Source organism: Salinisphaera sp. (assembly GCF_035690525.1).
GTDB lineage: Bacteria > Pseudomonadota > Gammaproteobacteria > Nevskiales > Salinisphaeraceae > Salinisphaera.
Genome location: NZ_DASSKM010000085.1, coordinates 1 through 11,618, shown reverse-complemented (window position 1 = coordinate 11,618; position 11,618 = coordinate 1). Strand labels below are relative to the sequence as shown.

Sequence of the window (11,618 nt, the reverse complement as noted above, 5' to 3'; positions counted from 1 at the left end):
CAATGAATTCGCGCGCATTCGAGAACTGCCGCCGCGAAACCGATGATTAAAGGTTTCGTGCGCGGGCATCGGCGGCCGACAAGACCACGTAGTGTTCGGATAACGGACCGCCGGCTTATCTTGTGATCGAGCGCGTGAGAGGGGGCGCGCGTTGCATTATAAACGGCACGCGGCCATGAGCCGTGTATCGCTTCGATGCCGGAGCTGTCGTTCTATGGATGCCGCTGCTTATCTAGTTAAAAACTATCAACCGGGTCTGGTCCTGTTGTCGATCGCCGTCGCGATCCTGGCCGGCTACGCCGCGCTCGATCTCGCCGATCGCGTGTATGCCGCGCAGCGCCGTTATGCTTGGATTTGGCTGGCCGCGGGCGCGCTGGCTCTGGGCTCCGGGATTTGGTCGATGCACTTCATCGGCATGCTCGCGCTGATGCTGCCGATTCGTATGAGCTACGATCCCGTGCTCACGGCGTTGTCGTGGCTGATGGCCGTCATGGCGTCGGCGGCGGCGCTGCGATTGGCCTGCCAGACGCGGCTGGATCATAAGACCTGGCTGGCCGGGGCCGCCTTCATGGCGCTGGCGATCGTGAGCATGAACTACACCGGCATGTACGCGCTGGAGATCGAGCCGGGTATCGTTTACGACCCGCTATGGGTGGCGTTTTCGGCCCTGATCGCGCTGGCCGGTTCGGCTGCTGCGCTCGGCCTGTCGTTCGCCTTGCGCGATATCCGCAGTCGGCTACGCACGCTCAAGAAGGCGAGCGCCGCGGCCTTCATGGGGGTGGCGATCGCGGGCATGCACTACGCCGCCATGGCCGCGGCGAATTTCCCGGCCGTCAGTCAGGGGTTGGGCGGGGGCGGGGTCGACAAGACCTGGCTGGCGTTGCTGATCAGTTCGCTGTCGGTGGTGCTGCTCGCGGCGGCCCTGCTGGTGGCGGCCCTGGATCGCCGGCTCGAGACCCAGACCGCGGATCTGGTCGCCTCGCTGCGCCAAGCCAACGACCAATTGCGCCATAGCAGCCATCATGATGCGCTGACCGATCTGGCCAACCGCAAGCTGCTCGACGAACGACTGGCGCGCGAGATCGAGTACGCGCGGCGGCGGGGCAGTGGCTTTGCCTTGTTCTATATCGATCTCGACGGGTTCAAGCTGCTCAACGACAATCTCGGCCACCGCGTCGGCGACGAGATGCTCGAACGGGTGGCGGGCGCGATGTGCGAGACCATGCGCGATAACGATACGGTCGCGCGCATGGGCGGTGACGAGTTCGTTATTCTGGCGGCCGGCGCCGACGGCGCGGCGGATATCGACGCGTTGGGCCGCCGCCTGCTGCTGGCGATCCGCGAGGCCGGCGGCACCGCGCCCGGGTTGTCGGCGAGCATCGGTTGGGCTCGCTTCCCCGTGCACGGCGAGACCGGGCAGGCGCTGATCACCGCGGCCGATCGCGCGATGTACCACGCCAAGAGCAACGGCAAGAACAACTATGTCGGCTACCGGCCGGAGATGGCGCGCCGGGCGGAGGACGAATTCAACCTCCAGCGCGAACTGGGCGCGGCGATCGCCTCGGGTGCGATCGTGGTTTATTACCAGCCCATGTACCGGCCGGTCGACGGCACGTTGTGCGGCGCCGAGGCGCTGGTGCGCTGGCGTGATCCCGAACGCGGGCTGATCACGCCGGACCGCTTTATCCCGCTGGCCGAGCGGTGCGGGTTGATCGACGATTTGGAACGCGCCGTGCTCGATATGGTGTGCGCCCAGATTCGGCGCTGGCGCGACAACGGGCTCAGCGTGCCGCGGATCTCGGTCAATCTGTCGGCGGCGCGGGTCAGCGATCCGCGCTTGCCGGGCGCGGTGCAGCGTTACCTCGATCATTACCAAATCGAGGCGCAGTCGCTGATGTTCGAGGTCACCGAGTCGGTGGCGATCAAGGGCATGTTGGAAGCGGTCAACACTCTCAAGCGCTTCGCGCGCATGGGCGTGGATGTGGCGTTGGACGATTTCGGCACCGGCCACTCGAGTCTGTCGTATCTGGAAAAGCTGCCCATCCAGCAGCTCAAGATCGACCGTTCGTTCATCCGCGAATTGGGGGCGTCGATGCCGCAACAGGCCGCTATCGTGCGCTCGATCGTCACGCTCGCGCACAATCTGGGGCTCAGCGTCGTGGCCGAGGGCGTGGAGACCGAGGAGCAGTTGCGCTATGTCACCGAACTCGGCTGCGACCAGATGCAGGGCTATTTGTTCAGCCGCGCCGTGCCGGCCGAAGACTTCGCCGCGCTGTTGACCGGCGGGCGTTTCGGCGAGCGCGGCGTCAAGCGCTCGGAAGCCACGGCGCCGACGGGGCGGACAACGGCGCCCGGATACGGCTAGAGGCCTTCAAGGGCCCGGCCCATGATGCAGTTTATGGCCCGCGATCAGGCGCACGCTACACTGGCCGGCATGCGCTGGTTTCGTCTGCAACGCGTCACCACGTTCGATCGTTTTGCCGACGCCATCCGGGTGTTCGTCGCGCTGCTCGGGGTGATCGTCTATTCCGGATTGCGCGAGGATGCGCATCAGCTGATCCCGCTGATGCTCGGCGTGATCGCCAGCGCCATTGCCGAAACCGACGACGGCTGGCGTCGCCGGGCCCGGGCGTTGCTGCTCACCCTGATCTGTTTTTCCGGGGCCGCGCTCACGGTCGAGGCGCTGCTCGACATGCCCTGGGCGTTCGCGCTGGCGCTGCCGGCGGGCACCTTCGTGCTGATCATGCTGGGCGCGGCGAGCGGGCGTTTCGCGACTATCGGCAATGCCACGTTGTTGTTGTCGGTCTACACCATGATCGGCGTGACCCAGCACACCGGTGGGCCCAAGGCCTTCTGGCTTGAGCCGTTGCTGCTGGTCATCGGCGCGGCCTGGTACGGTGTGCTCGCCCTGGCGTGGAACGCGGTGTTCGTACACCGCCCGGTGCGTCAGTCGTTGGCCCGCCTGTACACCGCGCTCGACGATTATCTGGTCTGCAAGTCGTGGCTGTTCGAGCCGGTGCGCGATTTGAATGTCGCCGCGCGGCGCAGCGATTTGGCGCACGCCAATGCGCGGGTGGTCGGCGCGCTCAACGACACCCGTCTGGCGCTGGTGGACCGGCTTGCTGGCCGGCGCTCGCGCTCGGCCATGGCCGGGAATCTACGTCTGTATATGGCGGCTCAGGATATTCACGAGCGCACCAGCTCCGCGCATTATCCCTACCAGGCGCTGACCGAGGCGTTCTTCCATAGCGACCTGATGTTCCGTTGCCAGCGGTTGCTGCGGGTTATCGGCGCGGCCTGCCGTACGCGGGCGGCGGCGCTGCGCTACGACGAGGCGTTCACGGACGACGGCCGCGCCGCGGCCGCCGTGGCCGATCTGGACGCCGCCATCGCGCATCGGCGAACCATGACCGACGCACCCGGCGCGGCCTTGCTATACGCCATGGACGATGTCGCCGATAACCTGCGCGATCTAGCCGGGCGTGCGGCGGGCGCCGGCGAACCCGGCGAGAACAGCGATACCGCGCTGCAGAATCCGCTGCCGCAGTCGCCGATGGAGATCTGGCGGCGTATCCGCGTGCAGCTCAACCCGGCCTCGGCGCGCTTTCGTCATGCGCTGCGCCTGGCGTTGGCGATGTGGGCGGGCTATCTCGTGCTGCTGGCCGTGCATCCGGCCCAGGGCTACTGGATTCTTCTGACCACCATGCTGGTTTGCCAGCCGGACTACGGCGCCACCCGCACGCGCTTCCTCCAGCGCGTCGGCGGCACCGTCGCTGGTTTGGTGCTCGGCTGGGCGCTTTTGCGGCTGTTTCCATCGCCCGAGGTTCAACTGCTGCTGATCGTGGCCTCCGGCGTGGTCTTCTTCGCGGCCCGGTTTCGTCGTTATTTCGTTGCCGCCACCGGCATCAGCGTGCTCGTGCTGGTTTCGTTTAACCAGATCGGCAACGGCTTCGATCTGATCTGGCCGCGCTTCATCGATACCGTGATCGGCGGCGCGCTGGCGGCCGTCGTCATGCGGCTGGTGCTGCCGGACTGGCGCGAGCGCGAACTGCATCATCGGCTGGCCGATGCGTTGCTCGCCCACGCCGCGTATCTACGCGCGCTGTTCGACCAGTACCGTGTTGGGCGTGCCGACGATCTGGCCTATCGTATCGCGCGTCGCGACGCCCACAACGCCGACGCCGCGGTCAGCACGCACGTCGCCACCGCGCTGGCCGACCCACGCGGCGCCCGCAGCGACAGCCGCGAGGCGCTTGCGGTGCTCGCCTGCGCCCAGACATTGATTGGACATCTGTCGACGTTGGGCGCGCATCGCGAAAAGCTGGCCGAAAACGACGCGGCCGCGCTCGACGAGGCGGTCGGCCATATCGCCGAAGCGCTGGATCACGTGGCCCACGGCCTGATTCGCTCGGAACCGGCGCCGTTCGACGGCGAGGCCGCGGCCCGTATTTACGACCATCTGGCGCGGCTGCGCCCGGCGCATGACGGCACTACGCGGCTGGTCGCCGGTCAGTTGCAGCTACTGCTAGACGAACTGCCCGAACTGCGGCGCATCTGCGCGCGCCTGACCGGGCAAGCAACCGATATCTGGATACCGCGCGGCTGAAGCCGCTCAACCCGGATCAGGGCTTTTGCCGAGCGTGGCCTTGTCGTGGATCTCGCTGCGCAGCGCGCGGATGAACATGGTGCCGAATCCGCTGGCGTGGCAGAACGCTTCCAGCTTGTCGCGCACCAGCTTGCGGTAGTAGATCGCGATGCCGCCGGTGAAGAACAGCACGCTGGCAAACAGGAACTGCGCCGCGGCCAGGGTCGTGATCTGTGTTTCCGCCGGATCGCCGAGATGCCAGAGATAGGGGATCGTGGCCACCAGGAACAGCGCCGAGCCCACGATGAACTGGGCCACGGTGATGTTGAACAGCTGCATGTAGAGCATGGACGGCGCCTCGACCACCTGCAGGATGTTGACGAAACCGCCGATCACGAACAACGCCGAACCCACGATGAAACACCAGCTGCCGATCGCCGTCGTACCCAGCGCGGGCAGGAAAAAAATGCTGCCGATCGTGAACAGCGCCGAGCCGAGCACGTACGACACGGCGGTGACGAATTCGATATGATCGGCAAACGTATCGGTATTGTGCGTGCGCCAATACTTGAACACTTCGAGCAGATCGTGGCCGGTTACCAGCAGATACAACAGCGAGCCGATAAAGAACAGCCAGTCGCCGTAAGCGAGATATTCCGACAGCGCCGGAAAATAGAACACGCTACCGGCCACGAACGTCAGTCCGCCGATCTTGTAGCTGAAGGCGTTGATCGTTTCCCAGACCTTGTGGGAGTTGCTGCGTTCATCGCGCGAACGCAGATTGGTGACGCGCGGACGGTGGGTGATCAGATGCGGCATGGCGTGCGCACGAGCATGGGGGGTAAAACGGGCGGATGTATCATGCGACGGACCGTCATGTTCGCTCGATGTGGGCCGGCGGCGCTGTGAGACCGCGTTGCCTTACACCCCAGCCGATCAGCAGCAGCCCCAGACTCAGCAGCAGCCAGCCCGGCGGTTCCGGAATGGCGGTGTCGTCATCCGGCGCGGACGGCGCGTCGGTGTCGAAGCGGCCCGTCAGGATGCCGCTGCCACGATTCAACGTATTGTAGGTCGCTGAAAAACTACCAGGGCTTTGTCCCAGTGCGAGATTCAGGCTGCAGCCCGGACAGGCCTCGTTCGAGCGGGGCAGGGTCAACTGATAGAACAGGGAATCGAGCACGGCGCTGTCGTCGGAAGCCGTTCCCGTCAAACGTGCATTGCCGGGTACGGCCAGGGTGCTGAAATCCAGGCGGCCGATCTTCAGATCGATGTCCGTTACATCGGGGGCATCGAACGCGCCGCCGTGATAGGTGCTGGAGAAGGTGATCGTACCGGCCAGCACGCTGTTGCGATCGATGCCCGAAGCGCCCGGCGACAGGTTCATGAAATCCGGCGTGCCGGTGAACGACACCATGGTGGCGCCGGCCACGCCCGGCACGAACGACACGGCCATGACAACGATGACGGTCCACACATGGCCACGCATAGCGTGCGAAACTCCGGTGATCATTGCGTTTTCCCTCGAAATCGCGGCAGCCTCATGTCGGCGTTGATGAACGCCCGGCCACGATCGGCGCGACTGCCGGCATCGATCATACGCCGCCGCGCTTGCGTTGTTCCAGGTTTTGCGCGCACGGGACGGGCAAACAGCAACGCGCGGACTGGGCTTGGCCGACTGGGAAAAGTTGGCGCTCCCTAGGGGACTCGAACCCCTGTTTTCGCCGTGAGAGGGCGACGTCCTGGACCGCTAGACGAAGGGAGCGCGTCGGGCGCGAAGTATACGCCTGCCGGGTCCGCGATGCGAGGGATGTCGGCGAAACCGGCGGCAACAGGCCCTTAGGAAAACAGATGCCCGTTCCCCACGAACAGGCGATAGCCGATGAGCAGGCCGTAGACCAGCAACAGCGCGACCACGACGAGTGTGATCGTGCGCGGGCCTTGTTGCACCGGCTCCGGCTCGCCGCGACGCCGCCGCCGCCAGCGTTGCCATCGGGCGCGCAGCAGAAGAACGACGATGACGAACGCGGCCAGCCAGAACAGAAGGCGCACGTCAGTAACCGGCGCCGGGCGAGGTGATGTGGGCGAGAAAGAGCGGGCCCAGCCGCGGCTCCATGATCAGGGTGAACACCACGCCGAAGGCCGCGCCCCACAAATGGGCGCTGTGATTGATGTGATCGTGGCCGAGCCGGCCGGCGTAGAGCCCGTAGGCGGTGAACGCCACGCCGTAGAGAATCGCCGGCACCGGCACCACAAACACATAGATCGTCGACCACGGCGCGAGCAGGATGAAGGCGAACAGTACCGCCGAGACCGCGCCCGAGGCGCCGAGGCTGCGATAGTGCGAGTCGTTTCGATGCCGGAGATAGCTCGGCAGGGTGGAGACCACGGCCGCGGCCAGATAGAAGGCGACGAAGCCGGCGATACCGATGTAGCGCTCGAAAAAACCTTCGATCACGCGGCCGAAGAAGAACAGCGTGATCATGTTGAAGGCCAGATGCGCGCCGTCGGCGTGCACGAAGGCGTTGGTCACCAGCCGGTGATATTCACCGCGACCGACCGCCGGCGGCCACAGCAGCAGCCGGTCGAGCAGGCGCTGGTCGGAAAAACAGGTGATGGAGACCGCGCAGGTGACCGCGATCAGGGCAATAGTGACCCACATGCAGGGTTCCGGGTAACGGGCACAACGCGCCCGAGTATACGGTGCGCAGGGCCCGGATCGAACCGCGGGTTCAGTCGAGCTGATCGACCCGGATCGCCGGATGATTGAAGGCGACCAGGCCGGCGATGATTTCGAGCGCCGCCAACGGCGCGTCGTAGGCCCAGGCGGCGTCGGTGAATGTCTGCCCGCCCGCGGTCACATGAAAATAGCGGGCCTCGCCCTTGTAGGGGCAGCGGGTGCGCGTGGCCGACTCGATCAGGGCGTTGGCCGCCACGTCGTCGCGGGGGACGTACAGCACCGGCCGGTGGCCGCGTTCTTCCAGCAGCACGGCGCGCCGCGTGCTCGCGATCAGGCGCGTATCGGCGCTTATGTTGACGGGGGTAGTCAGCGGCATGGTGGCAATGCGTGATTCGTCTTGGCGTTCGGGCATGGCAGCTTCCGGTAAGGGCCTGTTGCCGTTTCATACGACGCCGCGCCGGCGGCCATTTTGGTGCAAGACAAGGCGCAGCGGGCGTACGGTAGTCATTCTACCGTAGCGCGCTGCAACGCTGTATTGCGGGAAAATGGCCCCGGCCCTTCGGGTTGCGGCCCAAATCGCGCCATCCGGCGTTGCAGAGCTTGACCGCAGAATGACTGCGGCCGGCGCTCTGCGTCTTGGCTGACACGATTTGGGGCGCAACGCGGGGGCCGTATGAAGCGGCAACAGGCCCTAGGCCGTGCGATAGCGATAGAACAGATGTTCATCCTTGCGCGGACCGCTGATCGACCAGTCGAGATCGAAGCCGGTCGGGGTCAACGACAGCGCCCCGCGATAGACATCATCGCCGCAGAAATGGGGTTGCCGGCAGGTCAGGCGGCTGTCCGTTTCGGTAACCAGCTCGAACAGAAACACCGCGGCCGAGGCGCCGAAACGTTCGTGATACAACTGCAACCGATCCCCGGCGCGCCGCCAGCGATAGATATTCTCGAATACCACGCTACGCCCCGCCGGCGCCGGAGAAAACCGGCCGCGCTCGATTAGTCGCCAGTCGTCGCCGTCGGCCTCGGCGACGATGTCAGCGGTGGCCGCGCCGCGCCAGCCGGTTTGCGAGGCGGGGCCGGGCCGGGCTGTCAGCGACAGCCGGCGCAGGCCGGGCAATCGCTGCCATACTCGTATAATCGCGTCATCTGTTTCGTTGTCTGCCGCCGCCTCGATCGCCATGCGCTATCTCGTTGCCGTTACCGTGCTCTGGGCTTTTTCCTTCAGCCTGATCGGTGTCTATCTGGCCGGCCAGGTCGATATCTATTTTGCCGTGTTGGCCCGGATCACGCTGGCGCTGGCCGTATTCGCCCCGATGCTGCGCCCGCGCGCCACGCCAAGCCGGGCGGCGCTGGGCCTGATGGCGATCGGCGCGGTCCAGATCGGGCTGATGTATCTGTTTTTCTATCAGTCGTTTCTGTTCATCTCGGTGCCCGAGGTGCTGCTGTTTTCGATCGTCACGCCCATCTACATTACGCTGCTCGACGATCTGCTGGCCGGCCGCTTCGCGCCGCGCTATCTGCTGGCGGCGGTGCTGGCGGTCGCCGGCGCCGGCGTGATCCGCTATACCCAGGTTGGCGACCAGGTCTGGGTGGGCTTCGCCCTGATGCAGGGCGCCAATCTGTGCTTCGCGATCGGTCAGGTCGGCTATCGGCGCCTGGCCCCGAGTCTGGCCGCCGGGGTGCCCTTGCACCGGCAGTTCGGCTGGTTCTTCGTCGGCGCGTGGCCGGTGGCCGCGCTGTCGTTCGCGGTCTTCGGCGATCGCACCGCGTTGGCGCATACGCCGGTCCAGTGGGCGGTGCTGGCGTGGCTGGGCATCGCGGCCTCGGGTATCGGCTATTACGCGTGGAACCGTGGCGTGGCCCGGGTGGATGCCGGCACGCTGGCGGTGATGAACAACGCCCTCATTCCGGCCGGCCTGGCGGTGAATCTGCTCATCTGGAATCACGACGCCGATCTACCGCGGCTGGCGGCCGGGGCGGCGATCATCGGCGCCGCGCTCGCGCTCAACCGGCCTTGGGCCCGGCCGGTCGTCGCCGGCGCCCGCTGTTAAGATCAAAAGATAAAGCCTGCCTGGGAGCGCGTCATGGATTTCTTCTTCAATGCCCCCGATGATGTCGTCGACGACGGCTTGTCCGGACTGGCCCATATCGCGCCGGTACGGATCAGTGAGCGCGGCTCGGGCATGCGGCTGATCGTGGATCGCGAGTTCGACCGCCGGCGCGTGGCGGTGGTCTCCGGCGGCGGGGCCGGCCACGAGCCGTCGCACGCCGGTCTGGTTGGGCGCGGCATGCTGGCCGCGGCGATCGCGGGCGATTTGTTCACCTCGCCGAGCGTGGAGGCCGTGTTGGCCGCGATTCGCGAGGTGACCGGGCCGGCCGGCTGTGTTCTGGTGATCAAGAATTACACCGGCGACCGGCTCAATTTCGGTCTGGCCGCCGAGCGCGCCGCCCGCGAAGGCTATAGCGTGCGCACCGTGATCGTGGCCGACGATGTCTCGCTGCCGGAGGATGTCGGCGCGCGCGGACTGGCCGGCACGGTGCTGGTGCACAAGATCGCCGGCTACCACGCCGCCGCCAGCGCCGATCTGGACACGGTCGCCGAGCGCGCGCAGGAGACGATCGACGGGCTGGTTTCCATCGGTCTGTCGCTGTCCAGCGCCGTGCTGCCCGGCGGTAAGCGCGAGCCGCGCTCGCCGGAACTGGGGCTCGGCATCCACAACGAGCCGGGCGTGTCGGAAGTCGCCCCGCGGGATGCCGCGCAGGCGGTGGAACTGGCGCTAGAGCCGTTGCTAAAGGCCGCCGATCGGCGCCACGGCGACGCCGAATGGGTGGTGCTGCTCAACAATCTGGGCGGCTGTTCCACCCAGGAGATGGGCGTGCTCACCGACGAGGTGCTGCGCCGACTGCCACGCGGCCGCGCCCGGGCCGCCGTCGTGCCGGGCGCGCTGATGACCTCGATGAACATGCACGGCTTTTCCATCACGCTATTGCCTTGCGACGACGAGGTGCAGGCCGCGCTGGCCAGTCCGGTGTCGGCCATCGGCTGGCCCGGGCTGGCCTCGGTGGCCGAGCCCGAAACCTTTACGCCGGCGCTCAGCGAAGACAAGACGCCCGGCGACGGGCCCCGCGATGCCGGGCGCGCCGATCGGCTGCGCGTCGCGGCCGAGGCCCTGACCGCCGCCCGTGAGGATCTCGACGATCTCGACGCCGCCGCCGGCGACGGCGATACCGGCACCGCGTTCAATCGCGGCGCCACCGCCATTCTCGGCGCGCTCGACGACGATCGCCTGTCCACCGGCGAGGATGCGCGGCTGGCCGACGAGATCGGCGATCTGCTCGCGCGTGACATGGGCGGCTCGTCCGGCGTGCTGCTCTCTATCCTGTTCACCGCGACCGCTGCCGCCCTGCGCGAGAACAAGCCGATCGGCGAGGCGATCGTGGCCGGTATCCGGCGCATGCAGGACTACGGCGGGGCTCAAACGGGCGATCGCACCATGCTCGACGCGCTGGTGCCGGCGGCCGAAGCGCTGGCCGACGGCGGCTCGCCGGCCGATGCCGCCCGCGCCGCCCGCGAGGGCGCCGATGCGACCGCCGACATGGGCCGCGCCCGGGCCGGCCGGTCGGCCTATGTTCGCGACGAGGCGCTCGCCGGCATCAAGGATCCGGGCGCCGAAGCCGTGGCCCGTGTGTTCGAGGCGCTGGCCGGTTGAGCGCCGTGCGCCAGACTTCTTCTCTGTTTCGCCGTCCGGATCAACTCATGACCGTCGATATGCGCTCGCCGTTTCGTATCGTGCTGCTGGCCACCGGCGGCACCATCGAGAAGAGCTACGACGCGGCCGCCGGTACGCTGACGCTGGACGCGCCGGTGATCGAAACCCTGCTCGACGCGCTGGACCAGCCCGACGTGCAGATCGAAGTGCGGCGGGTGATGTCGGTCGATTCGCTCGATATGGGCGAGGCGGAGCGCGCCGCGATCGTGGCCGCCGCGCGTGCTTGCCTGGTCGATGACGCGCCCGACGCGATCCTGATCACCCACGGCACCGATACCCTGGCCCAAACCGCCGCGGCGCTCGCCGGGAGCCTGGCCGGGCTGGACCGCGCGGTGGTGCTGACCGGCGCGATGCGCCCGTATCGCGTGGCCGCCAGCGATGCCGCCCAGAACGTGGCCCAGGCGGTGATGGCTGCGCGCCTGCTCGGCCCCGGCGTCTATGCCGCTTTCCACGGCCGGGTGATCCCGGCCGGGCGCATCGTCAAGGACTATGACCGGCTCACGCTGGTCGAACAAAGCACTTGAAACAGACCGATTGCGCGCAAGGTTCTGCGTATCAGCGGCCGCGGACATTCCCGCGGCCG

The 11,618-nt window shown here is 66.9% G+C and carries 11 protein-coding genes and 1 tRNA gene; 5 read left to right on the top strand and 7 right to left on the bottom strand.

Annotated features, from left to right (window positions below; translation table 11 throughout):
• Window positions 1-214: 214 nt before the first annotated feature.
• On the top strand, window positions 215-2,365 hold the full coding sequence (locus VFJ08_RS06155) for a putative bifunctional diguanylate cyclase/phosphodiesterase (protein WP_324996243.1): 2,151 nt from the start codon (window positions 215-217) through the stop codon (window positions 2,363-2,365).
• Between the two features lie 21 nt (window positions 2,366-2,386).
• Complete coding sequence (gene yccS / locus VFJ08_RS06150) at window positions 2,387-4,606, top strand: YccS family putative transporter (RefSeq protein WP_324996241.1); 2,220 nt, start codon at window positions 2,387-2,389, stop codon at window positions 4,604-4,606.
• Window positions 4,607-4,612: 6 nt separating this feature from the next.
• Here yccS and VFJ08_RS06145 read toward each other — a convergent pair whose 3' ends face one another.
• The 7 genes from VFJ08_RS06145 to VFJ08_RS06115 all read right to left on the bottom strand — a co-directional run bounded on the left by VFJ08_RS06145 (window position 4,613) and on the right by VFJ08_RS06115 (window position 8,445).
• Window positions 4,613-5,404 (bottom strand): YrhK family protein, encoded by a 792-nt coding sequence (locus VFJ08_RS06145; protein ID WP_324996239.1) that lies wholly within the window; start codon window positions 5,402-5,404, stop codon window positions 4,613-4,615.
• Between the two features lie 55 nt (window positions 5,405-5,459).
• Window positions 5,460-6,038, bottom strand: coding sequence for a hypothetical protein (locus tag VFJ08_RS06140; protein WP_324996237.1), 579 nt, complete (start codon window positions 6,036-6,038; stop codon window positions 5,460-5,462).
• 233 nt (window positions 6,039-6,271) lie between these two features.
• A tRNA-Glu gene (locus tag VFJ08_RS06135) sits at window positions 6,272-6,347 on the bottom strand.
• Between the two features lie 74 nt (window positions 6,348-6,421).
• Window positions 6,422-6,634, bottom strand: a complete 213-nt coding sequence (locus tag VFJ08_RS06130) for a hypothetical protein (protein WP_324996235.1) — start codon at window positions 6,632-6,634, stop codon at window positions 6,422-6,424.
• Between the two features lies 1 nt (window position 6,635).
• Entirely contained in the window at window positions 6,636-7,244 is a 609-nt protein-coding gene (locus tag VFJ08_RS06125) for a rhomboid family intramembrane serine protease (RefSeq protein WP_324996233.1), read from the bottom strand.
• A gap of 70 nt (window positions 7,245-7,314) precedes the next feature.
• Complete coding sequence (locus VFJ08_RS06120; protein ID WP_324996231.1) at window positions 7,315-7,674, bottom strand: DUF427 domain-containing protein; 360 nt, start codon at window positions 7,672-7,674, stop codon at window positions 7,315-7,317.
• 279 nt (window positions 7,675-7,953) lie between these two features.
• On the bottom strand, window positions 7,954-8,445 hold the full coding sequence (locus VFJ08_RS06115) for a DUF6314 family protein (RefSeq protein WP_324996229.1): 492 nt from the start codon (window positions 8,443-8,445) through the stop codon (window positions 7,954-7,956).
• Between VFJ08_RS06115 and VFJ08_RS06110 the strand changes: the two genes are divergently transcribed.
• From VFJ08_RS06110 to VFJ08_RS06100, 3 genes are read left to right on the top strand one after another with little or no spacing between them, the layout of a single operon-like run.
• Entirely contained in the window at window positions 8,444-9,316 is an 873-nt protein-coding gene (locus tag VFJ08_RS06110; protein WP_324996226.1) for an EamA family transporter, read from the top strand. The genes VFJ08_RS06115 and VFJ08_RS06110 overlap by 2 nt on opposite strands.
• Window positions 9,317-9,349: 33 nt before the next feature.
• Window positions 9,350-10,975 carry a dihydroxyacetone kinase subunit DhaK gene (locus VFJ08_RS06105; protein WP_324996224.1) on the top strand — a complete coding sequence of 542 codons (1,626 nt, stop codon included), beginning with the start codon at window positions 9,350-9,352 and terminating at the stop codon, window positions 10,973-10,975.
• Window positions 10,976-11,022: 47 nt separating this feature from the next.
• Entirely contained in the window at window positions 11,023-11,559 is a 537-nt protein-coding gene (locus VFJ08_RS06100) for an asparaginase domain-containing protein (RefSeq protein ID WP_324996222.1), read from the top strand.
• Window positions 11,560-11,618 lie beyond the last annotated feature (59 nt).